Source organism: Chitinophaga sp. GbtcB8 (assembly GCF_019091455.1).
Classification (GTDB): Bacteria; Bacteroidota; Bacteroidia; order Chitinophagales; family Chitinophagaceae; genus Chitinophaga.
Window position 1 is genome coordinate 17,274 of the sequence record NZ_JAGXJN010000001.1, and the last position, 26,885, is coordinate 44,158.

Consider the following 26,885-nt stretch of genomic DNA (forward strand, 5'->3'; position numbering starts at 1 on the left):
AATAAGTTGATTTAATTTACTGATTATGATACGCAGAAACAGAATACTCAGAACTTCTCCGGCTATACGCGCCATGGTAGCGGAAACAATATTAACGCCCAGCGATTTTATTGCCCCGTTATTTATAACAGAAGGAGAAAATGTGCAGGAAGAGATCAGCTCTATGCCCGGTTATTTCCGCTACTCGCTGGAAAATACCGTGAAAGAAGCCAAACTGTTGTGGAGCATGGGTATTAAAAGTGTATTGCTGTTCATTAAATGTGCAGATGAGCTGAAAGATAATTTAGGCACGGAAGCGGTGAACCCGGAAGGGCTGATGCAGCGTGCCATCCGGAGCATTAAACACGCTGTTCCGGAAATGGTGGTGATGACAGATGTAGCGCTGGATCCTTACTCCTCCTACGGACATGACGGTATTGTAAAAGGCCAGGAAATTGTGAACGATGCCACAGTAGAAGTGCTGGCCCGCATGAGCCTGAGCCACGCACAGGCCGGCGCCGATATTATAGCGCCCAGCGATATGATGGACGGCCGCATACTGGCCATCCGCAATATATTGGAGGAAAATAATTTCGACAAAGTGGGTATTATGGCCTACAGCGCCAAGTATGCCTCCTGCTTTTACGGCCCCTTCCGCGATGCGCTGGATTCCGCACCCGGCTTTGGCGATAAGAAAACCTACCAGATGGATTATGCCAATACCAAAGAAGCTATCAAGGAAACCCTGATGGATGTGGAAGAAGGCGCTGATATTGTGATGGTAAAACCCGCCCTCTCCTACCTGGATATTATACGCACTATTAAAGATCGTGTAAACGTACCCGTTAGTGCTTACCATGTAAGCGGCGAATACTCCATGGTAAAGGCTGCTGCTAAAATGGGCTGGCTGAATGAGGAAAAGGCCATCCTGGAAATACTGACCAGCATTAAACGCGCCGGCGCTGACCTTATTGCTACCTATTTTGCCAAGGATGCGGTAAGATTATTGCAGGCATAACATAACTATGTTTCACCCTTCACAACAAACACCATGTATTTTCAAAGTAAACTGTTATTTGAAAAGGCGCAGGAGCTGATCCCCGGCGGGGTAAATTCACCGGTACGTGCGTTCAAAAGTGTAGGCGGCACGCCCATCTTTATGAAACACGCCAAAGGCGCTTATATGTATGATGTGGATGGTGCACGCTACCTGGATTATATTAACTCCTGGGGCCCCATGATCTTAGGCCATGCCTATGAGCCCGTGGTAAAGGCTATACAGGAATATGCCACTTACTCCACCTCTTTTGGCACGCCTACAGAGCTGGAAATTAAAGTAGCAGAGCAGATCGTGAAAATGGTGCCTAATATAGACCAGGTGCGTATGGTGAACTCCGGTACAGAAGCCTGCATGTCGGCCCTGCGGCTGGCGCGTGGTTATACCGGGCGTAACAAGTTCATTAAGTTTGAAGGTAATTATCATGGCCATGCTGATGCATTCCTGGTAAGCGCAGGCAGCGGGGTGGCCACACTGAACATACAGGCCGTGCCCGGCGTTACGCAGGCCGTGTCGGAAGATACTTTAACAGCGCCCTATAACAACCTGCCTGCTGTAGAACAGCTGATAGCAGATAACCCGGAGCAGATAGCCGCCATTATTGTAGAACCGGTAGCCGGCAACATGGGCTGTATACTGCCACAGCCGGGCTTCCTGGAAGGTTTGCGCCAGCTGTGCGATGCCAATGGCATACTGCTGATATTTGATGAGGTAATGGCCGGCTTCCGCCTGGCCCGTGGCGGCGCGCAGGAGCTGTTCAATATAAAGGCTGACCTGGTAACCTTTGGCAAGATCATTGGCGGCGGCATGCCCGTAGGCGCTTTTGCCGGCCGCAGGGAAATTATGCAGCATATTGCACCTGCCGGTAAAGTGTACCAGGCCGGTACGCTTAGTGGTAACCCCATTGCCATGATAGCCGGTTATACCGTGCTGCAGATCCTGGATGAACATCCGGTGATATACAGCCGCCTGGAAGAGAAAAAAGATTACCTGGTAAAAGGAATGCGCGAAGCCCTGGGCGCAGCGGGCATTGTACACCAGATCAACCACGTAGGTTCTATGCTCAGCGTGCATTTTGCAGAGTACCCCATTATTGATTTCAGCGCTGCTTCCGGAGCCAGTAACGAGCTATTTAAACGTTTCTTCCATGCTATGCTGGAAAGGGGCGTGTACCTGCCGCCTTCTGCTTTTGAAAGCTGGTTCTTAAGCAATGCGCTGACCCAGGAGGACCTGGATTTCACCATAGATGCAACAAAAAAGGCTATCAAAGCCATTACAAATAGTTAACAAATCAATCCAGTGCAGCGTGAAAAGTCCCGGCCAATGTGCCGGGATTTTTATTTTTTGGCTGCAGGGAACACCTGCACGTTATCACCGTCATATTCCAGCGTTTCGCCGGGCTGCAGCAAACGGTCGGGCAGCTTTTTATCTTTGAAATGAATGTGAATGTGCCCGTTATTCAGCGTAACCCGTACCTGCTGCTGCTGGGCTTTTACGCCAAACTCAGTGCCGGTGGCTATAATGTCCAGCGGAGCAGTGTGTACTACAAAAGGCCGTAAATGCTGATCTGCTTCCTTTTCCCGTACTACGGAAAAAGCAGCTTCCCCTTTCAGCCACACTTCCCGCTGCGCCCGTTCATTAAAATGCTGGCGGTAACGTAAGGTAGAGCTGGCATCCAGCAATACTTCGGAAGCATCCGGCAGCAGCACTTTACGGTTGCCGGCATCACCGGTGCGCACCTGCACCATGTTCATGCCGAACCATTGCCATAAAATAAAGGAAAGCACAAAGAGGATTACAGCAGCCGCCCACATCCACTTGCCGTACCAGAACTGGCGGCGGATCTTATCATAGAACGTGGGAGGAACATCGAGAGTTTGTTCTTGATTCATAATTATGAATTACGAATGATCAATTATGCATAACATTTTTGATCTAGGTTCATTATGCACAACTAACGTTGCGTAATTTACAAAAAAGCATTTATTTATGATGTTTGAATAACCAGGGCACTAATCCGGGTTCTGCGAAAGCATTATCCCAGCTGTTATGGCCTACACCAGGGTATTCTGTATACTTAACTTCTCCATGCAGGCGTTGCAGCTCCGCATAAAAATCGCGGGAGAATTGTACCGGTACCACGGGATCAGCGCCGCCATGAAAGATCCATACGGGTATTTTTTTCGCATAATTGGCTGCGGTGCTTACATTACCAGCCCCGCAAATGGGAAAAGCAGCGGCAAATACATCCGGGTAGCGGGCTATCATATCAAATGTACCCATACCGCCTAAAGAAAGGCCGCCAATGTACACCCGCTTGGGATCTACCTTACCGGATGCCAGCAGACTGTCCAGCAGGGCTTTCACCAGCGCGCCCGGTTTGGGCTGTGGCACATCTGTTGGAAACTCTGCACCGCTAACCTTACCCGAAGTATCCCGTTTTAGCCGGAAAGGCGCCCAGGTCATATCCGGCGGGCATTGCGGGAATATTACAATAGCCGGGAATGCCTGGCGGAGGGAATCTTTCAGGAACAGCGCGCCGCCATGCAGCAGCTGGGCCGCATTATCCCTGCCACGCTCCCCGGAGCCGTGCAGGAAAATAATAACCGGGTATTTTTTATAACTATCGTAATGCAAAGGCTCCAGCATACGGTATTGCAGGGTATCGCCATCTTTGATAAAGCTTTCGCGGCTATACGCGCTCATATCCACATCCTGGGCCTGCATATAAAATATATTCGTAAACGTTAGCGCAAATAGTAAGAGGTAACGCATGGGGAAAGTTTTGTTTAATTTACGAATTATCAATTACGAAATGCGAAATAGGTTTACCACAGGGAAAATTTTGCCTGTGAATGCACGGCTTTTCCATATGATCTGCTCAGTTGTAATTGATAATCCGTAATTAATACTTCAGTATGAAGTGTTGTTTGACCTTCACTTCCGGCATAAAAAATACCAGCCCAATGAAAAACAGGTCAATGGTGAGCGTTACGCGGGGATGCTGCTGAATGGTAGCCCAGGCTTCTTCCATGCCCGGTGTCCAGTGAATATCGTCAAAAATAAACAGCGATTGGTCGTGCGCCTGGGTCAGGCACTGTTCAAAATAAGCCAGGGTAGGGTCTTGACGGTGGTTGCCGTCAATAAACACCCAGTCCAGCCGGGGCTTTTCCTTCAGCAGGGCGGGCAGCACATCATCAAAATTACCGGTGCGCTGTTGTATATTCTTTATATCCAGCAGCTCAAAGTTCTGACGGGCACGGGCGGCAATATTGGGACAGCCTTCGATGGTCAGCACCTGCGCATCTGGTTTTGCCAGGGCCATATAAGCGGTGGAAAGGCCCAGGGAGGTGCCTAATTCCAGCATGTATTGCGGTTGCAGATATTGCACCAGGCGGTAGAACAGCTGCCCGAATTTGGGCGGTTTGGCTGCATAACGGGCAATGTCGCTTACTTTACGTACAGTACCGGCGCCGGTGAGTGAGCCGGCTCCCAGGTCCGTAACTGTGAGCTCCTCTCTGGTTTGCAGCAGCTGGCGGCGCAGGGCCTCCACCTCCTTGAATAGGTTAGGCTTACTTTTATCGCGCAGTACTTCTTCTATCAAAGCATACACAAAAGGCGAATGCACATCGTGCCGGTTGCCCGCGGTAAAATAGTAGCGCAGGTATTTTTTAGCAAATTCAAACTTGTGAGCCATCATCTGATTTACGATTTCAGATTTACGATTTTAGATTTTGCCTTGTACGTATGGTGTACGCTGTAATTTAATCTAAGACCGTAAACTGTAAATCTATAACTGTTTATCAGATCTACGATCTTAGATCTTTGCCTTATCCGCTGCAATTCAATCTAAGATCGTAAATCTAAAATCTAAAATTATTTAATAGATCTTCCCCCTGATCCATCCCCAGCGGTGCAGGCAATGCTGCAGCGATACCCGCAACACGCCCAGGCCATAGATACTGCTACGCCGGAAATTAATGCTGGACGCTTCTTCAAAATACTTGGTCGGGCAGGTAACCTCCCCTATTTCATACCCTTTCATGAAGATCTGCGATATCATTTCATTATCAAAAATAAAATCGTCGTCATTGTCCATGTAACGGATGTTTTCCAATACTTCGCGGGAAAAAGCCCGGTAACCGGTATGGTACTCGCTCAGCTTCTCATTAATAAGAATGTTCTGCGCCAGGGTCAGGAACCGGTTAAAAAAATATTTATAGATGGGCATACCTCCTTTCAGGGCGCCTTTTCCTAAAATGCGTGAGCCTAACACTACCGGGTATACCCCGTTTGCAATAATACTGCACATGGCCTGTATTAGCTTAGGAGTGTATTGATAATCAGGATGTACCATAATTACAATATCAGCGCCCAGCTCCAGGGCTTTGTTATAACAGCTCTTCTGGTTACCGCCATATCCCTTGTTATGGTCATGGCGGATAATATGCTGAATGCCCAGCTCCCGGCCTACCTGCGCGGTATCGTCCCGGCTGGCATCATCTACCAGCACCACCTCATCTACAATGTCAAATGGGATCTCCTTATAGGTTTTTTCCAGCGTTAATGCTGCATTATAGGCTGGTAGTACCACTATTATCTTTTTACTATTCAGCATAAAAAGTGGCCGTTTGGCCTGCAAATATAACAGGAAACCTGGCAATCCTACCTATCAAATAAAATCGTACTATCTTTGCAGCGGAATTTATTTTTGGCACCATATTTTCTTAACATATTGTTAATAAAAAGCGAACACTGCATGAACTTGCTTTATATGAAAAATGCTTCAAGATGTGTTTCCCTGTTTTCACTGATGATAAGTGGCATTGTGACGGCCCGGGCCCAGGAAAAACCGAAAGCAGATACGGTGCCGGTAACGGTAACACAGCCACAGGAAATGCGGACCAATGTCAGAACAGCCGATACCACCATCCGGAGGCTGATTGAAGACCTGCAGAAAGTAGCAGACAGCGACCGGCAAAATTCCAGCGCCATTCAGGGTTTATTGCAGGGAAAGGAAATAGATAACCTGACTAAATACGAGCTGATTAAGAATAACCTGATCAATGCCAGTGAAACCTACTACTTACTTAACAAAAAGATAATTGACTTAAAATCACGTACCACTACCAATAACCTGGACGTGTTCATTACTGCGTTGAACAACCCGGAAAGTAAAGAGCTGGGCTTTTCTTTCAGCGACCGTATTGTAGAACTGGTAGAAAAAATAGTGCTGAAAGGCAATGCGGATAAAGGCGAAAAAAATGGCAAAATAGTGGAATCCACTAAATCCATTATCAACAGCCCTATTTTCCAGAGCTTTACCTCACTCACTCCCCCCCTGGCAATTGCCAACTCTGTAATGAACTTCCTGCACAGCGTAAGCGTGAATAATAAACAGATTAACCAGAAAACGCTGCAGGAATTTGAAAAAGAGCTGAATAAATACGTAGTATACTATACGGCATTAAATGATGCCAACCAGAAATTTGAGTTTGGCCTGAACTTTAACAAAGACCAGCTGACCCTGTTGCAGGATAACCTGTATGATCACCTGATGTTCACTGCCAGCGCGCTTAAATTCCAGCTGCCGCAGCGGGGCAACAAACCCATTGGAGAAACCATGAATGATTTTTTCCTGGACTTCAAAAAAGAAAAGGTAGTGGATTTCTTTGGCCAGCTGGAAACCAAGTATTCCAAAGGCAAACGGATAGATTATGAATTGCTGCTGCGCGAAAATCCGAACCTGAAAGAAGTGAATAACCAGCTGGAAGACCTGATCCTGCAAACCAAACGTTTTGAGAACCTGTATAACGAGTACTTTACCCTGCTGGATTCTTATTACAGCAAAGTGAACAGCTCTCTGAAAATAGCACAGGATAACGGTTTGGCGGCACAGAATGTCATTGACAGCAAGCAGGCAGAGTTCCGTAACCTGAAGAATGAAGCAGTGGGCGATATACAGGCTTCCATAAACATTAAGGAGCTGTATAACAATACGGATAAGGTAAAATACCGCTACAGGATATTTTAATTTATATTTCAGATATTACATTTTAATTAGGAGTCCTGCGTACTTAGAACGCAGGACTTTTTTTTGTGAAGAACCTAATCGTAATTATAGATATTATCGATACCTTTAACCTATAAAATAGGGAACAATGACCACTGTACAACTGGAATACATTGTAGCGGTAGATACGTACAGAAGCTTTGTGGTAGCAGCAGAAAAGTGTTTTGTTACACAACCTACCCTGAGCATGCAGATACAGAAGCTGGAAGATGAACTGGGTATCAAGATCTTTGACCGGAGCAAGCTGCCGGTAGTACCAACAGAAATAGGCATCTCTGTAATAGCGCAATCCCGCGTAATATTAAAAGAAAGCTCCCGCATCAAGGAAATTATTGCAGGCCATAAAAAAGAGATCCAGGGCAACCTGAAAGTAGGTATTATTCCTACGCTGGCCCCTTACCTGCTGCCACGCATTCTTACGGGCTTCATGAAAAAATATCCCAAGGTTAAGCTGGAAATATGGGAATATCCCACAGAACAGATCATGCAGCAGCTGAAGCTGGAGCTGCTGGATTGCGGGCTGCTGGCCACTCCCCTCCATAATCCCAATCTGGAAGAGCAGCCGCTGTTTTATGAATCCTTTGTGGTATATACCGCTAAAAGCAATGAGCTGTTCAGCAAAAAGTTCATTAAACCGGAGGACCTGGATGTAAAAGAAGTGTGGCTGCTGAATGAAGGGCATTGCATGCGCAACCAGGTATTAAATATTTGCCGTGATAAATTTACCATGGGCGAGTACAAGAACCTGGAGTATAATACCGGTAGTGTAGAAACCCTGAAAAGAATGGTGGACCTGAATGAAGGATATACGATCTTACCAGAGCTTTCCCTGCAGGACCTTAGCACCCGCCAAATGAACATGGTACGCTATTTTAAGACACCGGAGCCAGTGCGGGAGATCAGTTTGGTCACTCACCGCTTTTTCATTAAACAGGCATTGATCGGGGCCTTTAAAAAGGAAATACTGTCGCAGGTACCGGAGAAAATGAAAGTGCAGAAGCAAAGAAGAGTAGTGGATATTGTACCGGAAAAGGTGCTGAAAGCGGAAAGCTAAAAGCATAAGCCAGGTACATCACTGAAAATAATAGCAATAAAAAAGCATAAAGCTCCTGCAATCGCTGCATTCGCTTTATGCTTTATGCTTTATGCTTTTTGCTTTATGCTTTGTGCCTATTTAACAGGCGTATAATACTTCATTGCCTCCGGCATCAGCTGTTGCAGCTGCTGCACACGGCGGGCGTCACTGGGGTGGGTGCTTAAAAGCTCCGGTGGTTTTTGTCCGCCGCCGGTATTAGCCATACGCTGCCAGAAGGGAATGGCTTCCTGCGGGTTGTAGCCGGCCATTGCCATAAAGATCACGCCCAGGTGATCGGCTTCCAGCTCATTCTGGCGGGAAAAGGCCATCAGCCCCACATTACCGCCTACGCCAAAAGATTGTAAAAAGATGTTCTGCGCCTGCGGGTTGCGGTTCAGCGCTACGGAACCGGCTACCTGTATACCTTGCGCTATCAGGCCCTGGCTCATACGCTCATTACCATGGCGGGCAATGGCGTGCGCAATTTCATGGCCCATTACGCAGGCCAGCGCAGTCTCATTCTGCGTAACCGGCAGCAGGCCGGTATACACAACTACCTTACCACCCGGCATACACCAGGCATTTACTTCTTTATTATTTACCAGGTTAAATTCCCATTTATAGGTGGAGATCTCTTTGCCGGCATTATGATCGTTCATGTAACGGGTTACCGCACCGGCTATGCGTGAGCCTACCCTTTTAACCATTTCAGCATCTTTACTGGCCGCAGGGGAAACCGCTTTGTTCTCCGTTAAAAAGCTCTGGTACTCCTGCAGTGCCATAGACTGCATTTGACTTTCGGGGATCAGGTTCAGCTGACTGCGGCCGGTAATAGGCACCCTGGTACAGGCAGCCATAAATCCCAGGCCGGCAGTTAAAAATAAAACAGTCTTTTTCATGGGTGAAGTCATTTGTTTTTTCTTGGACCAACTATACCAACTCCTACGCTACAGGTTCGCATATTTCTGAATAACAATCCAGGATGATTGTAAGTTGGTTCAGTGGCAAAAATACTTAGTGCAATCGGTATGCCAAACAAACAGGGTCAGCAAATTTTCGGGAATCATGCAAAACCGCTATCAAAGCAGGTATGCAGGTTGCTCTTTTATGAAAAAGAACCACCTGCACTACCTGGCAGTGATATTTGATGTATATAAATAAGTGGAACTTATATCAAAAGGAAAGATGATCAGGGCTTACGGCGGAAACCCCTTCTGTTTTTGAACAGCGGCACCTTATTCTCGTTACCGGTAAGCAGGCGCGCAATGTTCTTCTGGTGGGTTAGTACCACCATCAAGGCTACCGCTATAGCAAAAATGCGGTAAAAAACCTCCGGTTCGTTAAAGATGTAAAGGATCAGGATCGGGAATGCAATACTGGCTATAATAGAGCTCAGTGATACATACCTTGTAAAGAACAGGATCATTAAGAACACGCCTACACAGCAAACGGCTACAATAGGCTGTATGGCCAGCACCAGCCCAAACAGGGTGGCAATACCTTTACCGCCTTTGAAACCGGCCCATATCGGAAAAATGTGGCCCACTACTGCGGCCAAACCTAACCCGATCTGGAAGTTTACGAGCTGTGTTAAATGATCTGAGTTCTGATAATAGGGTAAAAGATAGGAAAGCCTGACTGCTATAACTCCCTTCAGCATATCCACCACCATTACAAAGGCTCCGGCTTTAGGGCCCAGCACACGGAAAGTATTGGTAGCACCGGCATTGCCGCTGCCATACTCCCGTATATCCATACCAAAAACCCCTTTGCTAACCCAAACGGCGGTAGGCACTGATCCTATGAGATAGGCACATATAAGGAATAACAATTCTATCATCACAATAAGTTAGAATGCTAAGATAACGAAAATCTGCGCCAAAATTAATAAAATATTATCTTTTTCTTTAACACGAAAGTTGAATAATTCTTGTTTTTTACGATTGTTAAATATAATTATTTTTTCATTCCGCTACCAGTCTTATAGCCAGCCAATTATCCTTCTCTACCTGTTCCAGCCTCTGCAGGCCTGCTTTTGCGGCACTTTCTAAAATTATTTTTTCATCCTGGGTCATAATACCACTTAACAGCAGCTGCCCGCCCGGGTTCAACAGCCTGCGCATGCTGGTCATGAATTGCAGCAGAATATTACGGTTAATGTTGGCGAGTATAATATCGTAAGGGCCTTCCAGATCTTCCAGGCTATCTGCCTGCCAGATATTTACCTCTACCTGGTTGCCAGCTGCATTTTCTTTACTATTCTCTACTGACCAGTCGTCAATGTCGATGGCATCTGTTTGTGCGGCGCCCATTTTTTGCGCCAGTATGGCCAGTATGCCGGTGCCGGTTCCAAAATCAAATACCTTTTTGCCCGCAATATCCAGCTGTTGCATAAGCTGTATCATGGAAAAGGTAGTGGCATGGTGCCCGGTACCAAAAGCCATTTTAGGCGTGATCACTATTTCATGCTCCAATGTTTGTGTAAAGGGTGCATGAAAACCTGCACGTATGCCGCAAAAGCTGCCTACAACCACCGGCTCAAAATTGCTTTCCCACAGGGCATTCCAGTTCTCCTGTTTGATCTCCTCTTTCGTATAGGTAATACCGTAAGACTGCAGCAGGTTATCCAGTGCTGCAACATCAAAATCTGTGGTGGGTATGTAGGCTACCAGGGTGCCCGGCCGCTCTTCAAATCCTTCGTAACTGATCTCAGTAAGCTGCGCTACCAGTACATCTGCAAGTTCGGGTGCACAGGCTATTGTGATGGCTATGTGTGACATGGGAGCGAAGGTAATCCGTAATTCCCAATTAGTAGTCTGAGTATTCTGTCGGATACAGGAACATAATATCCTGGTGAGATACATTATGCTGGTACTCCGGCAGGGCGGATAACTGCTTCCAGGCCGGGTCGCTGCCAAAGGATTTCCAGTGCGCCTCGCGGGCAGCTTTATTCTCAAAAGTGGTCAGGTACATGAGGTTGGGCATATGGCTGCCGCTGATCACCTCTCCATAAAACACGGCGTTAAAGTTCAGGCGTTTGAAAATGCCTACTTCATCGCCTTTATTAAACATTTGTACCTTATTGCGGTATAATTTTTCTGTAGGGCCTTCGTAGCTGCGCAGCTCATAGATACGCTCTTTCTTAGGGCCGCTGAGCGCCGGCAGCTCCAGCTGCGGATGGGCGCTGAAGGCCTGCAGCAGCATGATTTCCATTCTCGTATAGGGGGCAGCGTTATAGGCTGCATCCAGGTATTCCGCACCGGCCGTTCCATGTTCCTTACTGGCTTCCAGCTGTTCCGGCAGCTGCTGGAACTGTTCCAGGCGCTTGTAAGGTATCAGCACATAAATACGGCGGTCTGCAGCCGTATCATTGCCTACCGGCTTAAATACGCCTACTTTGGAAATGCCTGCCTTGTGTACGGCAGGTAAAAAAGCCTGTTCAAGGTAATGATCTACCGTGCTTTCCTGTGCAGCATCTTTCACATGATAAACCCTGATCTCGTAGAACTCACGCTGCGGCGGTTTTGCGGCAGCGTTAACAGATGATTGCAACATGCAAATGAGGATGGTAATACATAAGCCCAGGCTTCCGTTTAACGATCTCCTGAATGATCTTGACATTGTACAGTGTAACATGAAATTTATAAATTGTGTAGCGGCAAACGGTTGTCCAATTTAATAGTAAACCCCAGATTTTTTCAGTGAAATATTACAAGCGGCAATATAATAGGGACTAATTGTTAAACGCTGGTTAACGCGCCGTTTTTCTCATAAAAAAAACAACCGCCCCTAACGGAACGGTTGCTTTCTATAAAAAGATAATTACTGCTTATTATTCGTCGTCACCAATAAACTGTGCAGGTGCATCATGTTCTGGTCTGGGAGGGCGCGGGCCACGGTCGCGGTTATCACCACGGTCGCCACCACCACGGGGCGGACGGCCACCACCGCCAAAGCGGTCACCACGATCACCGCGGTCGCCACGATCGCCCCGGTCAGGACGGTCGCCTCTTTCCGGGCGCTCAGGCCTTTCCACATAACCTTCCGGTTTTGGCATCAGCACACGGCGGCTCAGCTTAAACTTACCGGTTTTGGGATCTGTACCCACCAGCTTCACTTTTACCTTTTCGCCTTCTGACAGTACACCTTCCATATTTTCCAGGCGTTTCCAGGAAACTTCAGAAATGTGCAGCAAACCTTGTTTACCAGGCAGGAACTCTACAAACGCACCGTAAGGCATTACTGATTTTACGGTAGATTCGTATACTTCGCCCACTTCAGGAACAGCTACAATACCTTTTATCCAAACCAGGGCTTTATCCAGGCTCTCTTTCTGTGCAGAGAAGATGCTTACTTCGCCGGTTTCACCAACTTCTTCAATGTTGATAGTGGTACCGGTTTCGCGCTGGATCTCCTGGATCACTTTACCGCCGGGGCCTATCACAGCGCCAATATATTCGCGGTCAATGATCAGTTTCTCCATGCGTGGTGCATGCGGTTTAGGTTCCGGACGCGGTGCCGGCAGGGTGGCATACATGGCTTCCAGGATGTGTAAACGTCCGCGCAGGGCTTGTGCCAGCGCCTGGCGCATTACATCCATGCTTAAACCATCTACCTTAATATCCATCTGGATACCGGTAATACCATCGCGGGTACCGGTTACTTTAAAGTCCATATCACCCAGGTGATCTTCATCGCCCAGGATGTCTGTTAACACAGCCCATTTACCGTCAGATGCGCGGGAAATTAATCCCATAGCCACACCGGATACGTGTTTAGGCAATGGTACGCTGGCATCCATCAGCGCCAGTGAACCGGCACATACGGTAGCCATGGAAGAGGAACCGTTAGATTCCAGGATATCAGATACTACACGCACAGTATAAGCATATTCGCTGCCCGGCATCATTTGTTTCAATGAACGCATGGCCAGGTTACCGTGCCCTACTTCCCTACGGCCGGGGCCGCGCATCGGTTTTACTTCACCGGTTGAGAAGGGAGGGAAATTATAGTGCAGAATGAATTTTGAATATTTGGAGGTAGCAGCGCTTTCAATCAGCAGCTCATCATCCGGTGTACCCAGGGTAACGGTGGTGAGGGATTGTGTTTCACCGCGGGTGAACAGGGCGCAACCGTGCGGGGAGGGCAGCAGGTCCACTTCCATGTTCAGGGGACGTACCTGGTCCAGGCTACGGCCGTCCAAACGAACGGATTCATCCAGGATCATGTTACGCACCACTTCTTTTTCCAGGCTGTGCAGGTATTTACCTACCAGTGGCTGGTCTTCTTCCGGCAGCTCGTCTACGTTCAGGAAAGTTTCCAGCTCTTCGCCGATCTGGTGGAATGCATCGGTACGTTCGTGCTTACCCATGGCAGACTTAGCTACCTGGTGAATGCGCTCCTGTGCAAATGCCGCTATTTTAGCTTTCAGCTCTTCGTTGGTGTGGGGCTTTTCATACTCGCGTTTTGCAGTAGCACCGGCTAACTGGCGCAGCTCTTCCTGTGCCTTTACCTGTGCCTGGATCGCAGTGTGTGCTACCTCGATGGCTTTGATCAGGTCTTCTTCGCTACATTCCTTGCTCTCACCTTCCACCATCATAATGTTCTTGGCAGTAGCGCCTATGATGAAGTCCATATCGGCTTTCTCCATCTGTGAGCGGGTGGGGTTGATCACCATCTCACCTTCTACACGGCCTACTCTTACTTCAGAGATGATCTCCTGGATGGGCACATCAGACACGGCCAGGGCAGCAGAAGCAGCCAGGCAGGCCAATGCATCCGGTAATACTTCCGCATCGGAAGAAATGAGGGTTACCAGCACCTGTACCTCACATAAATAATCATCGGGGAACAGGGGGCGCAATGCGCGGTCTATCAAACGGGAGATAAGTACTTCGTAATCAGACAGTTTGCCTTCGCGTTTAAAGAAGGAGCCGGGGATACGGCCTGCTGATGCAAATTTTTCCTGGTAGTCAACAGTTAGGGGGAAGAAACTTTGTCCTGGTTTTGGTTCTTTATTCGCTACAACGGTAGCCAGTAATATACAATCGCCCAAACGTACGGTAACGGCGCCATCAGCCTGGCGGGCCATCTTGCCTGTTTCTATGGTGACGATGCGGCCGTTTCCTATATCTAATTTGACTGAAATAGGCGTTAGATTCATAATAAGTGAAGATTAAAAGGTATACCTAAAAAAAAACTATTCCCAACCTAAATGAAGTTGGGAATAGCGCTATAACATGAAAATCGTTATTTTCTGAGACCTAACTTCTCGATCAGTGCTCTGTAACCAGAGAGGTTAGTTTTGGACAGGTAAGAAAGCAGGCGCTTTCTCTGACCTACCATTTTCATCAAACCGCGATTGCTGGCGAAATCTTTTTTATTAGCTTTCATATGGCCGGAAATGCTGGTAATACGCTCTGTCAGTAAAGCTACCTGAGCTTCTACAGAACCTGTATTCTTTTCGCTTCCACCAAATTCCTTGAATATATTGGCTTTCTTTTCAACAGTTAAGTAAGACATCTTAATAAATAATAAAAAATGATAAAGTTTTTTCGTCGCTATTTTTCCGGTGCAAAGGTAAATTGAAAATTTGGAATTAACAATTTAACCCCGATTTCACCTGAATTAATGATTAATAATGAATAATTAATAGTCGTAGATGCATGTCCGTCAATTAATTATTAATTCTTCATTATTAATTCCCTATACAAAATTGATGGCTGCATTATCCGTCACCTGCCCGTTTTCCGTGCGCAGCACCCGGGAAGGGAACTTTTGCAGCACAATATAGTCATGGGTAGCCATTACGATGGCGGTGCCATCTTCCCGGCAAATGCGGAACAGGAGCTGCATAATACCGTCGGAGGTTTCCGGATCCAGGTTACCGGTGGGCTCATCGGCCAGGATCAGCTTGGGAGAGTTAAGCAGGGCACGGGCAATATCCACACGCTGCTGTTCGCCGCCGCTGAGCTCATAAGGCATTTTAAACCCTTTGGTGCCCAGGCCTACCTTATCCAATACATCGGCAATCTTATCTTCCATCTGCTTCGGATCCAGCCAGCCGGTGGCTTTCAGCACAAATTTCAGGTTATCATGCACATTACGGTCTGTGAGCAGCTGAAAATCCTGGAACACCACGCCCAGGTTACGGCGCAGGTAAGGCACCTTTTTCCAGTCCATTTTTTTCAGGTCAAAGCCTACTACCTGCCCGGCCCCTTCCCGCAGGGTAAGGTCGCCGTACAGTGTTTTCAGCAGGCTGGACTTACCGGTACCGGTTTTGCCGATGAGGTACACGAACTCGCCTTTGTTCACCGCAATATTCACATCAGATAAGATCAAAGAGTTGCCCTGGTATATGTTAACGTTGGATAGTTGTAAGATCGGTTGCTCCTCCATTTTGTAGTCCTGTATTAATTAACTGATTAACGCCAACAAAAATAAATGAATATAGTTGTGAACGGAGCATTTTATAAAAAAACTAATAAAATAGTTGTTTAACTAAACTATTAGTTATAAGTTTGGATAAATGAAATCATATGAGCACACCTTCCGTAAAAACCCTCACCAAAGCTGAGGAACAGATTATGCAGGTGCTCTGGCAAAAAGGGCCTTGTTTTGTAAAAGAGGTGATTGAGGAGCTGCCGGAACCCAAACCACATTACAACACCACCTCTACCCTGGTGAAAATCCTGGTAGAAAAAGGCTTTGTAGATTTTAAGGCATATGGTAAATCGCACCAGTACTATGCGCTCATCAGCAAGGATGAATACAGCCACAAAACCGTAAAACAGCTGGTAAAGGGCTATTTCGAAGGCTCTTACAGTAACCTGATCTCCTTTTTCGTAAAGGAAAAGGACCTGAGTGTAAACGACCTGGAAAAACTGCTGAAACAAATTAAGGACGCTCAAAACAAATAAGCTATGGAACTGCTGCTCTCCTACCTGCTTAAGATGATGGTATGCTCCGGCATCCTGTATGCCTACTACCACCTGGCCCTGCGCAACAACCGCTTTCACCAGTGGAACCGGTATTACCTGCTGCTGGCTACTTTACTGTCATTATTCCTGCCTTTGCTGCAATTACCATCGCCTTTTGAAGGTAAACAGGCGCCGGCCTTTACCAATTATGCCACGCAAATTATTACGCTGCGGGAATTTATTTTACCGGCTACACCCGTTACCGTGGTGAATTACCTGGGAATATTGCAGCTGGCCTATGGCGGGGTAGTGCTGTTATTACTGGGCCGCATCTTATACGGCTGCTGGAAAATACAGCGGCTTATTCAACACAGCCGGGTACAGCACCTGCGCCCTTACCACCTGGTGCAAAGTGAGCAGGTACAAATGCCCTTCTCTTTTTTCCGTTACATTTTCTGGAGCGGAAATATTAATCCTGACAGTACGGACGGGCAGCAAATACTGCAACATGAGCTGGCCCATGTAACCCAAAAGCACAGTGTGGACAAGCTGCTGATGGAGCTGGTGTGCGCCATAGGCTGGGTTAATCCCTTCTTTCACCTGTTTAAAAGGGAGCTGGCACTGGTACATGAATTTATTGCCGACCAGCAGGCAGCCGGCAGCCAGGTAGCGGATTATGCGCAAACTATTTTACAGGTAATGCTGCAAAGCAAACAGCTTTCCATGACCAACAACTTCTTTCACCCGCCTATACAACGCAGGATCAATATGCTTTTAACACAAAAATCAAATTTTACGCTCATGAAAAAATTTATTGTATTCCCAATACTGGCTGCCCTGGTTATTTTCATTGGCTGCCAGCAGAATAACGATGCGGCTGTGCCGGGAACAAAAGATATTACCATGGAGGAGCTGAAAGCTATGGATGGTGCTCAGATCAAGTCCATTAAAGTCGATGGTAAAACCATGATAATCACTACCGACGATGGCAGGAACTATCGTGTCACCGATTACAAGCCAAGCGATCCGACACAGAAACCGGATACAAAAAATGAAGTATTCACTTTTGTAGAGAACCCGCCGGTGTATCCTGGTGGAGAACAGGCCCTGGCAGCGTATTTGAGCAAGAACATCCGTTATCCCAAAACAGCGCAGGAGCAAAATGTTTCGGGAACTGTATTTGTGCAGTTCGTAGTACAGGCCGATGGCGTTATCAGCGATGTACATACTGTAGGCGCCCCTAAAGGCAGTGGTTTGGAAGAAGAAGCCATACGGGTGGTGAAGGAAATGCCTAAATGGACGCCAGGCACCCAGCAGGGCCGAAAAGTAGCGGTGCAGTTTAACCTGCCTATCCGCTACACCCTTCAAACATCTATGAATATGATACGGCCCTTTATGCTGTTCGGCAAACAGGGTAATTGCTAAAAATAACTACGGCAGCTATTTGTGTAAACAATAGCTGCCGTAGATTTCTCAACATAGGGTTAACCCCAATTTTTTTATTCGTATACAAAAGCGCCGTACTCACTTTGCACGGTTACCTTCTTAGCCGGCGCCGCTTCCACCCTTCCTACCACCTGTGCATCTATATTAAAGCCTTTGGCTATTGCAATAATACCCTCTGCAATATTTTCCGGTACATACAGCTCCATGCGGTGCCCCATGTTAAATACCTTATACATCTCCTGCCAGCTGGCGCCGGATTGCTCCTGTATTAAACGGAACAAAGGCGGGGCGGGGAACAGGTTATCTTTTATTACATGCAGCTGATCTATAAAATGCAGCACCTTGGTTTGCGCGCCCCCGCTGCAATGCACAATTCCATCTATCTGCGAACGGTATTTGGCCAGCACCTGCTGTATAACGGGTGCGTAGGTACGTGTGGGTGATAATACCAGCTTACCGGCATCTATGGCTCCAAAACCGGGAATATCAATTTTATCTGTGAGCGTTTTTTTACCACTGAATACCAGTTCCTCCGGAATGCCGGCATCAAAGGTATCCGGGTAATCCCTGGCAATGGACTTGTTAAACACATCGTGCCGGGCGGAGGTAAGGCCGTTGCTGCCCATACCACCGTTGTATTCCTTTTCGTAAGATGCCTGCCCGTAGGAGGCTAAGCCTACTATTACATTACCGGCCTGTATCCGGTGATTGGAGATCACATCGGCCCGTTTCATACGGCAGGTAACGGTAGAATCTACAATAATGGTGCGTACCAGGTCGCCCACATCGGCGGTTTCCCCGCCGGTGGAGTAAATGCTGATGCCATGGCTGCGCAGCTCTGCCAGTATTTCTTCCGTACCGTTGATGATGGCGGCAATCACCTCGCCGGGGATCAGGCGTTTATTACGGCCTATGGTAGAGGAAAGTAATATATTTTCCGTAGCGCCTACACACAGCAGGTCGTCAATGTTCATAATAATAGCATCCTGCGCAATGCCTTTCCATACATCCAGGTTACCGGTCTTTTTCCAGTAGGCGTAGGCCAGGGAGGATTTGGTACCGGCGCCGTCGGCATGCATAATGTTACACCAGGCTTCATCGCCGCCCAGGATATCAGGCACTATTTTACAGAAAGCCTTCGGAAACAGCCCTTTATCAATGTTCTTAATCGCATTGTGTACATCCTCCTTATCGGCAGAAACACCGCGTTTAGAATAGAGATCTTGCGTCATTTGTTTGAATGATATTTGACCTGAAAAAGCGTTTTATACCTAAAAAAGTACCTTTTTAGAACTTTTTTAGAACTGCAAAAGTAACAGATTCCCCCCAGTTACCTATCCGAATCGTACAAATCCCAAAAAACTGGGTTAGATTTGCACGGCTTTAGACCGTTATTCAGATTTATGCAGGTTCACAGGGATCTATCACATTTGCCGGCTTTTCGTAATGCAGTGATCACTATTGGTACGTTTGATGGTGTGCATACCGGGCACCGGTATATATTACACCAGTTGCAGGGAACCGCTGCGGCTGTAAACGGGGAAACCGTAATTGTGACCTTTGACCCGCACCCACGGGAGGTTTTATTTGCCGGTGATAAAAAGCTGCACCTGCTCACCACTCTGCCTGAAAAAATACAATTACTGGATAAAGAAGGTATTGACCACCTGGTGGTGGTACCCTTTACCAAAGCCTTTTCCGAACTTTCTGCCCGCGCTTACCTGGAAGATTTCCTGATAGCCCGCTTTAAACCGCATACCATTATTATCGGGTATGATCACCGCTTTGGGCACAACCGCGAAGGCGGCCTTGAGCTGCTGGAAGCAGAGCAGCAGCAATACGGTTTTCAGCTGATAGAAATACCGCAGCAGGTAGTACACGACCTGTCTGTAAGCTCTACCAAAATACGTGAACGCCTGATGGAAGGGAATATAGCCCTGGCTGATGAGCTGCTGGGGTACCCCTATTTCCTGGAAGGCACCGTGATACATGGCGATAAAATGGGGCGGCAGCTGGGTTACCCCACCGCTAACCTGCAGCTGCCGGATGCGCGCAAGCTAATACCCTCTGAAGGGATTTATGCAGTAAAAGCTACCCTGAATAATGAACCGGAAATAATAAAAGGTGTAATGAGCATAGGTACCCGGCCTACTTTTAATGGTACGGACCTGCGCCTGGAAGTGCATCTCTTTAATTTTGACCGGGATATTTATGATGCGCAGCTGCGGGTGCAGTTCATTGCATTTATACGGCACAACCTAAAGTTTGATAATGCCGCTGCGCTTATTGCGCAAATGGATAAAGACTGTGTGGAAGCGAAGAAGATTTTATAATGTGCAGCTTAACTCATTACTTTATACATCAGCTCCTTCATTAACTCTCCATCCTCTACCCCGCTATCATTAATACCTATACTGCGCAGGTTATAGGTGTGCAGTAACAAAATAGCTTTTTCCGTGCCTTCTGCACCATACTGGCGGGCGGCCTGCATATAGTCCTTTACAAAGAACGGGTGCACACCCAGGGTGGATGCAATTTCCTTTTCCCCGCCTTTTACGCCAAAGATCAGGTTTACCTTACTGAAAAAGTTATACAAGGCAGGGATCACCATTTGTACCGGACCGGCTTTGGGGTTAGCGGCAAAATAGTTAACAATGCGCATTACCTTGATAAAATCCTGCTGGCCTACGGCATTCTGCAGCTCAAATACATTGTATTCTTTGCTGATGCCTACATATTTTTCAATATCCGCTTCATCAATCTTTTTTTCATTGGGCAGGTTTACCAGCAGCTTATCTATTTCATTAGCAATACGGGAAAGGTCGTTGCCAATATGATCTACCAGCAATATGCCGGCTTTCTGGGAAATAGCGCGGCCCATTTCCCTTACATACACCTCTACCCAGCCGGGCAGCTGGTTATCGTATAGTTTTTTAGTGCTCAGCAGCACTCCTTTGTCCTTTATTAATTTGGCCATTTTGCTGCGCCCATCCAGCTTTCCCTGTTTGTGGGCTACTACAAAAATGGTGGAATCCAGGGGGTGATCTATATAGGGCTCCAGCTTCAGCAGGTCGCGCATGGCCTGCGCTTCTTTTAATACAACTACCTGTTTTTCTGCAAACATAGGGTAGCGGCGGCAGGCATTGATCACGGCGCTCCAGTCGGCATCTTTTCCATACAGGACGGTGAGGTTAAACCCTTTCTCTGCTTCATCCAGCAGCTTATGCTCGGCATAGTTGACCACCTGGTCTATAAAAAAATCCTCCTCCCCTTCCAGCCAGTAAATGGATTTAAATTTCTTTTGCTTCCAATCTTTTAAAATATCCTGGTATTCCATGAAATGATTTACGGTTTGTAGTCCATTCTAGTGTTATACGATCACTACATCTTCCTCCTTTAAAATTGGTACCCCTTTAAAGCGCTGCAGCAATTGCCCTACGGCTACTACATCTTTCTGGCAATAGGTAGCAATGCGGGGCAGGTTACGTTCCTGCCAGTAAACGCTGGCCACCATGCTGCCGTCTATATCATCCTTGGGGGTAGGAATGCCCAGGATGGTGGTGAGCAGCTTCAGGGAAGTATAGTTCTTATAATCTCCAAAGCGCCACAGGTGCAGGGTATCCAGCATAGGCACTTCCCAGGGCTTAAAGCCATGCAGCTGCAGGCATGGGGGCAAAGATAGCTGATGGATAACAGAACGCCTACAGATGTATGGAATATCAAACTCCTTAATATTATGTCCGGCAAACAGGAAGCGCGGATGTTTGGCGCAAAATTTATTTACCAGGTCCAGGAAGCCGCTTAATACCACTTTTTCATCATCATCATAAATAGATTTGATGCGCAGCTGGTAACGGCCGCCTTCTATGGTGAAATAACCTGCTGAAATGCAGATCACTTTTCCAAACTCGGCAAAGATCCCGGCTTTTACGGCAAAGTCGCCGGCGCCTGTTGTTGAATCTGGCGCAGTTTTTGTTATTTTCTCCATCCAGAGGTGCTGAAGCGCCTCGGGTAAATCGTCGAAAGTAGCCACAGCGGGGGTTGTCTCTATATCGAGCAGTAATAACTGGTCTAATGCGATGTTAGGTAGCACTGAGAAAATCCTGTTTAAAAGTTTGTGAATTAAAGAATTTTAAAAAGCTATTTTTGCATAATTATTTTTAACCATATAACAATTAAACATAAAACAAACAACTATGGCTGAGAACACATTTAACACGCCTGCTTCCGGATCATCCGGCTCTGAAAAACCGCGTAGCCGTAACGGACTTATATACGGAATTTTAATTGCAGCACTGGCGGGTACGTGGATCTATATGTTGTACGACAAAAATAAGACCAGCGAAACTATTGTACAACAAGGCACTCAGATCGATTCTATTTCATCATCAAGAGATGCATTACAGCAGGAATACAATGCTGCCAACGCACGTCTGGACGATTTGATCTCCCAGAACAGCCGGATGGACAGCCTGGTAAAAACCAAAGATAAAGAACTGGCTGATATGAAAGCCAGGATCCACAGTATCCTGTCTAACAAGAATGCTACTCAGGGTGAACTGGCTGAGGCCCGCAAGCTGATAGAGCAAATGAAATCAAATATAGCCGGTTATCAGGAAACTGTTGAACGCCTGGAAGGTGAAAAACTGGTACTGGCCGGTGAAAGGGATGTAGCCCGTAAGGAAAGGGACTCTGTAGGTACGGTAAAAGACAGCCTGAATAAACAGGTGAACCTGGGTTCCGTATTACACGCCAGCAATATTAAGCTGCAGCCTTTACAGGTAAAAAAGAACGGTAAGGAAGTAGAAACCACCAAAGCCAAACGCGCAGATATGATGCGGGTTACCTTTGACCTGGATGAAAACAGGATTGCTCCCACCGGCGACAAAGAAATTTATGTAGCCATCTCTTCTCCCGACGGTTCTCCGCTGGCTGTAGAAGCACTGGGTTCCGGCCGTTTTAGCCTGGATGATGGTACTGAGAAATTATATACCGCCAAGAAAACCGTTGCTTACACTAAAGGTGAAAAACAAACCGTAAGCATGGATTGGAAACAAAATTCCGATTTTAAACCGGGCGATTACAGCGTTGAGATCTATCATAACGGTTTCCGCATCGGACAAGGTAAAGTAAGCCTGAAGAAAGGCGGTTGGTTCTAGTTGATTTAGTTTTAGCCGATATAAAAAAAGGGATTGCCTATGACGGGCAATCCTTTTTTTATGGAGAAAGCCGAAAGCAAAAAGCTGATTATGTTTTGCACCATTGAGCGGTTGGCGCTAAGCCGTTAGCTATTAGCTGGTAGCCGTTAGCCCCGGCTTTATGTTCTGAAGCCGCTTCCCAGTATTGGGGGGCTATGGTAGATAGTTTGGTATTGGTATCTGCATTCATGCAAGGCATTAAGCTTTCTGCTTTATCCTTTACGCTTTCCGCCTCCCCATTTTGTTAACGATTAGTTATTGCCAAATCGTATATATGAAAATAAACCTAATTTGAACTTCTTTTTTCTCCTATGTGACCGGATGTTGCTGTTGCTTAGCCTTGCTTTTAAAAGAAAACCAGTGCGCTCAACCTGCGTGAATAAAGAGGAAATCCAAGACTGAAAATAACCGGAGATACCTTAAAAAACCAAACTGCATGGCGGATTCCAAATCAGTGTACGTTATAGACGACGACGAAATTTTCCATTTTATTATCAGGAAGTTGTTTCTACAATGTGGTAAGGACCCCAATAACCTGCAAATCACTTCCTTTTACTCTGCTGAAGACGCGCTGGAACAATTGCGCCGGCCCGGGCCCCTGCCTGCACTAATCATTGTGGATATTAACATGCAGCCCATGAACGGATGGGCCTTTATGAAAGTTTTCGGGGAACTAAAACATACCCTGCCACAGCAGATCCCCGTAATAATGTGCTCTTCTTCTATTGATGATAAGGATATACAGCAGGTAAATAATACGCCAGAGCTGGCGGCTTATATTACCAAACCATTGGATAAAAAGAAGCTGGAGATCATTGAGAAATACCTGTAGATGTGCAAATTATAAATGTGCAGATGTGCAAATTAAAAGAGCGAAAGCGCATAATGCACTTTCGCTCTTTTAGTAATTATTATTAGCAACTTTTAATTCATCTGCATATTTGCACATCTGCACATTAATTACGCCGGCTGCACATTCATATACATCTCTTCCCGGAGCGCTTTCACGCGCGCATCTTCCAGGTATTCATCAAAGGTGGTTAACCGGTCAATAATACCTTTAGGCGTAATTTCAATAATGCGGTTAGCTACGGATTGCATAAACGTATGGTCATGTGTGGTGAACAGCACAATACCTTTAAAGTTGTTCATGCTTTCGTTAAAAGACTGGATGGATTCCAGGTCCAGGTGGTTGGTAGGTTCATCCAGTATTACTACGTTGGGATCCTGCAGCATCATACGGCTGGTCATACAACGCACTTTTTCACCGCCGCTCAATACACTGGTCTTTTTCGTGATGTCATCACCGCTGAACAGCATTTTACCCAGGAAACCGCGCAGGAAGGGCTCATCCACATCCGTTATGTGCGGGGGTACAAACTGGCGTAACCAGTCCATCAGGTTCAGTGATTTATCTGTAAAGAACTTGGCGTTATCGTTAGGTAAATAAGCTTTGGTAACAGTAGTGCCCCATTCAAACTTACCGCTGTCGGCCTGCGCTTCGCCATTAATGATCTCAAAGAAAGTGGTAAGGGCCAGGTGGTCTTTAGACAGGAAGGCGATCTTATCGCCTTTATTTACCGTAAAGCTTACGTTGCTGAACATGGTGCGGCCGTCCACAGCTTTTTCCAGCTTCTCTACGTTCAGGATCTGGTTACCTACTTCGCGCAGCTGCTTAAAAATGATGCCCGGGTATTTACGGTTGGAGGGCTGGATTTCTTCGATCACCAGCTTTTCCAAAGCCTTTTTACGGGAGGTAGCCTGCTTGCTCTTAGATGCGTTGGCGCTAAAGCGGGCAATGAAGTCCAGCAGGTCTTTCCGCTTTTCTTCCATCTTCTTGTTCTTATCAGACATCTGGCGGGCGATCAGCTGGGATGATTCATACCAGAAAGAGTAGTTACCGGTGAAGATCTGGATCTTACTGCGGTCCACATCTGCCACATGGGTACATACGGCATCCAGGAAGTGACGGTCGTGGGATACTACTATTACGATATTCTCATAACCGCCCAGGAAGTTCTCCAGCCAGCCAATGGTTTCTACGTCCAGGTCGTTCGTGGGCTCATCCAGCAGCAGGATGTCCGGGTTGCCGAACAGGGCCTGCGCCAGCAGCACGCGCACTTTTAAGCTACCGCTGATCTCTTTCATCAGTACACTGTGCATTTCTTCCTTCACACCCAGGTCGCCCAGTAAGGCGCCTGCATCACTTTCTGCGGTGTAGCCGTCCATTTCGCCAAATTCGCCTTCCAGCTCACCGGCGCGTATGCCATCCTCTTCTGTAAAATCGGCTTTGGCGTATATGGCATCCCGTTCCTTAGCTATTTCCCATAAACGCTTGTTCCCCATCAGCACGGTATTGAGCACGGTCACTTCATCAAACTCAAAGTGGTTCTGTTTCAATACACTCATTCGCTCACCGGGGGTAATTTCCACGTTTCCCTTATTGGGTTCTATTTCCCCGGATAAGATCTTCAGGAAAGTGGATTTACCGGCGCCATTGGCCCCGATAACGCCATAACAATTCCCTTTGGTGAAATTGAGGTTTACTTCGTCAAACAATACGCGCTTACCGTAAGAGAGCGTTACATTTTTAACACTGATCATGCTGGCTAATGAAATTTAAGGCGCAAAGTTACGAAATAGGGGGTTAAAAAGCATATTACTTGAAAAAAGCAAATTCCGGGGGTAATTGCACAGGCAGGATATTTGATTAGGTAAGGGCATGATGCCTACTACCACCCCACATGAACAGGAAATGCGCAAAGAGCTGCGCCGCTGGCAAAAGCAGATGCAGCGGGGGCCATCCCTGCCGGGGCGGCTTGCCAAACGGCTGCAGGACCGTGTGAACAACTGGATCCCGGAAAAAGTGCACAAGGCCTTTACGGTTGCCATCAAACAAATGACCCGGGCTGTACTGTACGGCGCAAAATTTATGACCCCGGAGCCGCAGCCGGTACAGGACCTGGTGCTTACGGAGACCAAAGTACTGGAACGTATCCGGTATTATAAAACCACGGCTGCCACAGAAGGCGCCCTTACCGGGGCTGGCGGCATTTTACTGGGGCTGGCAGACTTTCCGCTGTTCCTGGGCATTAAAATGAAAATGCTGTTTGATATTGCGGCTTTATACGGGTTTGATGTGAAGGATTATAAAGAGCGCTTGTTCCTGTTATATGTTTTCCAGGCTACTTTCTCCAGCCAGGAGCTGCGGAACAAAACCTATCCCCTGCTAGCCAACTGGGATCAATATAGCAAAGAGCTGCCTATGGACATTGATACTTTTGACTGGCGCCGATTTCAACAGGAGTACCGTGACTATATTGATATTGCCAAGCTGCTGCAGCTAATGCCCGGTATTGGCGCGGTTGTAGGTGCGTATGCCAACCATCGCCTGACCGATAAATTGGGGCGCAGCGCTATGAATGCTTACCGTATGCGTTTATTAAAGGTTTAAGTATCTTTATCCCTCACTCACTCTTCTAACGTATGACTACCTACGAGCAAATCTTTGAGAACAACAGGAAATGGGTGGCCAGCAAAACGGCTACCGATGCGGAATTCTTTGAAAAGCTGGCGCAGGAACAAAAGCCGGACTACCTGTATATTGGCTGCAGCGACAGCCGGGTGCCTGCCAATGAGATCATGGGGCTGGATGCGGGCGAAGTGTTTGTGCACCGTAACATTGCCAACCTGGTGAACAACATAGACCTGAATATTATGTCGGTGATCAACTATGCAGTGCGGCAGCTGGAGGTAAAACACATTATTGTATGCGGGCATTATAACTGCGGGGGCGTAAAAGCAGCCATGCAGCCGGAAGACCTGGGCCTGCTAAATCCCTGGCTGCGTAATATACGGGATGTGTACCGCCTGCATATGGAGGAGCTGAACAATATAACGGATACCCACGAACGCTATGGCCGGCTGGTGGAGCTGAATGTGCAGGAGCAATGCCTGAACGTGATAAAAACAGCGGTTGTGCAGCAATCCTATATTAGCAAAGGCTACCCTACGGTACATGGCTGGGTGTATGACCTGCATAATGGTTTGCTGGTAGACCTGAAGATCGACTTTGAAGGTTTGCTGCATGAGATACAGAAGATCTATGATCTGACAGGGAAAGGAATGCAATTTTAGA

27 protein-coding genes are annotated in these 26,885 nt (G+C 47.0%); 11 read left to right on the forward strand and 16 right to left on the reverse strand.

Features of this window, described 5'->3' with window-relative positions:
* Window positions 1–25: 25 nt before the first annotated feature.
* Together hemB and hemL are read left to right on the forward strand one after the other, a co-directional pair.
* A complete protein-coding gene (gene hemB, locus KVT36_RS00095; RefSeq protein WP_254639771.1) occupies window positions 26–997 on the forward strand; it encodes a porphobilinogen synthase in 972 nt (323 codons plus the stop codon).
* A gap of 33 nt (window positions 998–1,030) precedes the next feature.
* On the forward strand, window positions 1,031–2,323 hold the full coding sequence (hemL, locus tag KVT36_RS00100) for a glutamate-1-semialdehyde 2,1-aminomutase (protein WP_217601481.1): 1,293 nt from the start codon (window positions 1,031–1,033) through the stop codon (window positions 2,321–2,323).
* 50 nt (window positions 2,324–2,373) lie between these two features.
* Here hemL and KVT36_RS00105 read toward each other — a convergent pair whose 3' ends face one another.
* From KVT36_RS00105 to KVT36_RS00120, 4 genes are all read right to left on the reverse strand, one after another.
* Complete coding sequence (locus tag KVT36_RS00105) at window positions 2,374–2,928, reverse strand: FecR family protein (protein ID WP_217601482.1); 555 nt, start codon at window positions 2,926–2,928, stop codon at window positions 2,374–2,376.
* Window positions 2,929–3,019: 91 nt separating this feature from the next.
* Entirely contained in the window at window positions 3,020–3,811 is a 792-nt protein-coding gene (locus KVT36_RS00110; RefSeq protein ID WP_217601483.1) for a PHB depolymerase family esterase, read from the reverse strand.
* Between the two features lie 130 nt (window positions 3,812–3,941).
* Window positions 3,942–4,736, reverse strand: coding sequence for an O-methyltransferase (locus KVT36_RS00115; RefSeq protein ID WP_254639772.1), 795 nt, complete (start codon window positions 4,734–4,736; stop codon window positions 3,942–3,944).
* 180 nt (window positions 4,737–4,916) lie between these two features.
* Window positions 4,917–5,654, reverse strand: a complete 738-nt coding sequence (locus KVT36_RS00120; protein ID WP_217601484.1) for a glycosyltransferase family 2 protein — start codon at window positions 5,652–5,654, stop codon at window positions 4,917–4,919.
* Between the two features lie 156 nt (window positions 5,655–5,810).
* Here KVT36_RS00120 and KVT36_RS00125 point away from each other — a divergent pair, with 156 nt between their 5' ends.
* Together KVT36_RS00125 and KVT36_RS00130 are read left to right on the forward strand one after the other, a co-directional pair.
* A complete protein-coding gene (locus tag KVT36_RS00125) occupies window positions 5,811–7,070 on the forward strand; it encodes a hypothetical protein (RefSeq protein WP_217601485.1) in 1,260 nt (419 codons plus the stop codon).
* 127 nt (window positions 7,071–7,197) lie between these two features.
* A complete protein-coding gene (locus KVT36_RS00130; RefSeq protein ID WP_089920990.1) occupies window positions 7,198–8,163 on the forward strand; it encodes a hydrogen peroxide-inducible genes activator in 966 nt (321 codons plus the stop codon).
* Between the two features lie 116 nt (window positions 8,164–8,279).
* Here the strand turns inward: KVT36_RS00130 and KVT36_RS00135 are convergent, their stop codons facing one another.
* The 7 genes from KVT36_RS00135 to KVT36_RS00165 form a co-directional block, all read right to left on the reverse strand.
* Window positions 8,280–9,083 carry a M48 family metallopeptidase gene (locus KVT36_RS00135; RefSeq protein WP_217601486.1) on the reverse strand — a complete coding sequence of 268 codons (804 nt, stop codon included), beginning with the start codon at window positions 9,081–9,083 and terminating at the stop codon, window positions 8,280–8,282.
* Between the two features lie 290 nt (window positions 9,084–9,373).
* Window positions 9,374–10,024, reverse strand: coding sequence for a glycerol-3-phosphate 1-O-acyltransferase PlsY (plsY, locus tag KVT36_RS00140; protein WP_217601487.1), 651 nt, complete (start codon window positions 10,022–10,024; stop codon window positions 9,374–9,376).
* A gap of 124 nt (window positions 10,025–10,148) precedes the next feature.
* Window positions 10,149–10,964 carry a 50S ribosomal protein L11 methyltransferase gene (gene prmA, locus KVT36_RS00145; protein WP_217601488.1) on the reverse strand — a complete coding sequence of 272 codons (816 nt, stop codon included), beginning with the start codon at window positions 10,962–10,964 and terminating at the stop codon, window positions 10,149–10,151.
* Between the two features lie 28 nt (window positions 10,965–10,992).
* The gene (locus tag KVT36_RS00150; protein WP_254639773.1) at window positions 10,993–11,820 is read right to left on the reverse strand and encodes an NIPSNAP family protein; all 828 of its coding nucleotides are present in this window, start codon (window positions 11,818–11,820) and stop codon (window positions 10,993–10,995) included.
* Between the two features lie 196 nt (window positions 11,821–12,016).
* Window positions 12,017–14,347 (reverse strand): polyribonucleotide nucleotidyltransferase, encoded by a 2,331-nt coding sequence (locus KVT36_RS00155; protein ID WP_217601489.1) that lies wholly within the window; start codon window positions 14,345–14,347, stop codon window positions 12,017–12,019.
* 86 nt (window positions 14,348–14,433) lie between these two features.
* On the reverse strand, window positions 14,434–14,706 hold the full coding sequence (gene rpsO / locus KVT36_RS00160) for a 30S ribosomal protein S15 (protein WP_089920999.1): 273 nt from the start codon (window positions 14,704–14,706) through the stop codon (window positions 14,434–14,436).
* 183 nt (window positions 14,707–14,889) lie between these two features.
* Window positions 14,890–15,582, reverse strand: a complete 693-nt coding sequence (locus tag KVT36_RS00165; RefSeq protein WP_217601490.1) for a cell division ATP-binding protein FtsE — start codon at window positions 15,580–15,582, stop codon at window positions 14,890–14,892.
* Window positions 15,583–15,722: 140 nt separating this feature from the next.
* Between KVT36_RS00165 and KVT36_RS00170 the strand changes: the two genes are divergently transcribed.
* Window positions 15,723–16,103 (forward strand): BlaI/MecI/CopY family transcriptional regulator, encoded by a 381-nt coding sequence (locus KVT36_RS00170; RefSeq protein ID WP_217601491.1) that lies wholly within the window; start codon window positions 15,723–15,725, stop codon window positions 16,101–16,103.
* A 3-nt stretch (window positions 16,104–16,106) separates the two neighbouring features.
* Entirely contained in the window at window positions 16,107–17,528 is a 1,422-nt protein-coding gene (locus KVT36_RS00175) for a M56 family metallopeptidase (protein WP_217601492.1), read from the forward strand.
* Between the two features lie 74 nt (window positions 17,529–17,602).
* On the opposite strand, the gene KVT36_RS00180 is transcribed toward KVT36_RS00175, so the two are convergent.
* On the reverse strand, window positions 17,603–18,781 hold the full coding sequence (locus KVT36_RS00180) for an AIR synthase related protein (RefSeq protein WP_217601493.1): 1,179 nt from the start codon (window positions 18,779–18,781) through the stop codon (window positions 17,603–17,605).
* Window positions 18,782–18,952: 171 nt separating this feature from the next.
* On the opposite strand from KVT36_RS00180, the gene KVT36_RS00185 reads away from it, so the two are divergent.
* Window positions 18,953–19,882, forward strand: a complete 930-nt coding sequence (locus KVT36_RS00185; protein ID WP_217601494.1) for a bifunctional riboflavin kinase/FAD synthetase — start codon at window positions 18,953–18,955, stop codon at window positions 19,880–19,882.
* 8 nt (window positions 19,883–19,890) lie between these two features.
* Here the strand turns inward: KVT36_RS00185 and holA are convergent, their stop codons facing one another.
* On the reverse strand, window positions 19,891–20,886 hold the full coding sequence (gene holA / locus KVT36_RS00190; protein WP_217601495.1) for a DNA polymerase III subunit delta: 996 nt from the start codon (window positions 20,884–20,886) through the stop codon (window positions 19,891–19,893).
* Window positions 20,887–20,919: 33 nt separating this feature from the next.
* Complete coding sequence (locus KVT36_RS00195; RefSeq protein ID WP_217601496.1) at window positions 20,920–21,642, reverse strand: ribonuclease H-like domain-containing protein; 723 nt, start codon at window positions 21,640–21,642, stop codon at window positions 20,920–20,922.
* Window positions 21,643–21,745: 103 nt separating this feature from the next.
* Between KVT36_RS00195 and KVT36_RS00200 the strand changes: the two genes are divergently transcribed.
* Window positions 21,746–22,708 (forward strand): hypothetical protein, encoded by a 963-nt coding sequence (locus KVT36_RS00200; RefSeq protein WP_217601497.1) that lies wholly within the window; start codon window positions 21,746–21,748, stop codon window positions 22,706–22,708.
* A gap of 88 nt (window positions 22,709–22,796) precedes the next feature.
* Here KVT36_RS00200 and KVT36_RS00205 read toward each other — a convergent pair whose 3' ends face one another.
* Window positions 22,797–22,937: a hypothetical protein gene (locus tag KVT36_RS00205; protein ID WP_217601498.1), complete on the reverse strand. Its 141-nt coding sequence runs from the start codon at window positions 22,935–22,937 to the stop codon at window positions 22,797–22,799.
* A gap of 246 nt (window positions 22,938–23,183) precedes the next feature.
* Between KVT36_RS00205 and KVT36_RS00210 the strand changes: the two genes are divergently transcribed.
* The gene (locus KVT36_RS00210; RefSeq protein WP_217601499.1) at window positions 23,184–23,579 is read left to right on the forward strand and encodes a response regulator; all 396 of its coding nucleotides are present in this window, start codon (window positions 23,184–23,186) and stop codon (window positions 23,577–23,579) included.
* 128 nt (window positions 23,580–23,707) lie between these two features.
* On the opposite strand, the gene KVT36_RS00215 is transcribed toward KVT36_RS00210, so the two are convergent.
* A complete protein-coding gene (locus KVT36_RS00215) occupies window positions 23,708–25,351 on the reverse strand; it encodes an ABC-F family ATP-binding cassette domain-containing protein (protein ID WP_217601500.1) in 1,644 nt (547 codons plus the stop codon).
* A gap of 118 nt (window positions 25,352–25,469) precedes the next feature.
* Between KVT36_RS00215 and KVT36_RS00220 the strand changes: the two genes are divergently transcribed.
* Window positions 25,470–26,201, forward strand: a complete 732-nt coding sequence (locus KVT36_RS00220; protein ID WP_254639774.1) for an EcsC family protein — start codon at window positions 25,470–25,472, stop codon at window positions 26,199–26,201.
* Window positions 26,202–26,233: 32 nt separating this feature from the next.
* A complete protein-coding gene (locus KVT36_RS00225) occupies window positions 26,234–26,884 on the forward strand; it encodes a carbonic anhydrase (RefSeq protein ID WP_217601501.1) in 651 nt (216 codons plus the stop codon).
* Window position 26,885 lies beyond the last annotated feature (1 nt).

What these genes read in the sequence shown, in the direction of transcription:
- KVT36_RS00105 (WP_217601482.1), bottom strand. Translation starts at nt 2,928, where the DNA reads ATGAATCAAGAACAAACTCTCGATGTTCCTCCCACGTTCTATGATAAG.
- KVT36_RS00175 (WP_217601492.1), top strand. Translation starts at nt 16,107, where the DNA reads ATGGAACTGCTGCTCTCCTACCTGCTTAAGATGATGGTATGCTCCGGC.
- KVT36_RS00115 (WP_254639772.1), bottom strand. Translation starts at nt 4,736, where the DNA reads ATGATGGCTCACAAGTTTGAATTTGCTAAAAAATACCTGCGCTACTAT.
- rpsO (WP_089920999.1), bottom strand. Translation starts at nt 14,706, where the DNA reads ATGTCTTACTTAACTGTTGAAAAGAAAGCCAATATATTCAAGGAATTT.
- KVT36_RS00220 (WP_254639774.1), top strand. Translation starts at nt 25,470, where the DNA reads ATGATGCCTACTACCACCCCACATGAACAGGAAATGCGCAAAGAGCTG.
- KVT36_RS00150 (WP_254639773.1), bottom strand. Translation starts at nt 11,820, where the DNA reads ATGTTACACTGTACAATGTCAAGATCATTCAGGAGATCGTTAAACGGA.
- prmA (WP_217601488.1), bottom strand. Translation starts at nt 10,964, where the DNA reads ATGTCACACATAGCCATCACAATAGCCTGTGCACCCGAACTTGCAGAT.
- KVT36_RS00185 (WP_217601494.1), top strand. Translation starts at nt 18,953, where the DNA reads ATGCAGGTTCACAGGGATCTATCACATTTGCCGGCTTTTCGTAATGCA.
- KVT36_RS00130 (WP_089920990.1), top strand. Translation starts at nt 7,198, where the DNA reads ATGACCACTGTACAACTGGAATACATTGTAGCGGTAGATACGTACAGA.
- hemB (WP_254639771.1), top strand. Translation starts at nt 26, where the DNA reads ATGATACGCAGAAACAGAATACTCAGAACTTCTCCGGCTATACGCGCC.
- KVT36_RS00170 (WP_217601491.1), top strand. Translation starts at nt 15,723, where the DNA reads ATGAGCACACCTTCCGTAAAAACCCTCACCAAAGCTGAGGAACAGATT.
- plsY (WP_217601487.1), bottom strand. Translation starts at nt 10,024, where the DNA reads ATGATAGAATTGTTATTCCTTATATGTGCCTATCTCATAGGATCAGTG.
- KVT36_RS00215 (WP_217601500.1), bottom strand. Translation starts at nt 25,351, where the DNA reads ATGATCAGTGTTAAAAATGTAACGCTCTCTTACGGTAAGCGCGTATTG.
- KVT36_RS00155 (WP_217601489.1), bottom strand. Translation starts at nt 14,347, where the DNA reads ATGAATCTAACGCCTATTTCAGTCAAATTAGATATAGGAAACGGCCGC.
- KVT36_RS00120 (WP_217601484.1), bottom strand. Translation starts at nt 5,654, where the DNA reads ATGCTGAATAGTAAAAAGATAATAGTGGTACTACCAGCCTATAATGCA.
- KVT36_RS00210 (WP_217601499.1), top strand. Translation starts at nt 23,184, where the DNA reads ATGGCGGATTCCAAATCAGTGTACGTTATAGACGACGACGAAATTTTC.
- KVT36_RS00165 (WP_217601490.1), bottom strand. Translation starts at nt 15,582, where the DNA reads ATGGAGGAGCAACCGATCTTACAACTATCCAACGTTAACATATACCAG.
- holA (WP_217601495.1), bottom strand. Translation starts at nt 20,886, where the DNA reads ATGGAATACCAGGATATTTTAAAAGATTGGAAGCAAAAGAAATTTAAA.
- KVT36_RS00200 (WP_217601497.1), top strand. Translation starts at nt 21,746, where the DNA reads ATGGCTGAGAACACATTTAACACGCCTGCTTCCGGATCATCCGGCTCT.
- KVT36_RS00110 (WP_217601483.1), bottom strand. Translation starts at nt 3,811, where the DNA reads ATGCGTTACCTCTTACTATTTGCGCTAACGTTTACGAATATATTTTAT.
- KVT36_RS00180 (WP_217601493.1), bottom strand. Translation starts at nt 18,781, where the DNA reads ATGACGCAAGATCTCTATTCTAAACGCGGTGTTTCTGCCGATAAGGAG.
- KVT36_RS00205 (WP_217601498.1), bottom strand. Translation starts at nt 22,937, where the DNA reads ATGAATGCAGATACCAATACCAAACTATCTACCATAGCCCCCCAATAC.
- hemL (WP_217601481.1), top strand. Translation starts at nt 1,031, where the DNA reads ATGTATTTTCAAAGTAAACTGTTATTTGAAAAGGCGCAGGAGCTGATC.
- KVT36_RS00225 (WP_217601501.1), top strand. Translation starts at nt 26,234, where the DNA reads ATGACTACCTACGAGCAAATCTTTGAGAACAACAGGAAATGGGTGGCC.
- KVT36_RS00125 (WP_217601485.1), top strand. Translation starts at nt 5,811, where the DNA reads ATGAAAAATGCTTCAAGATGTGTTTCCCTGTTTTCACTGATGATAAGT.
- KVT36_RS00135 (WP_217601486.1), bottom strand. Translation starts at nt 9,083, where the DNA reads ATGAAAAAGACTGTTTTATTTTTAACTGCCGGCCTGGGATTTATGGCT.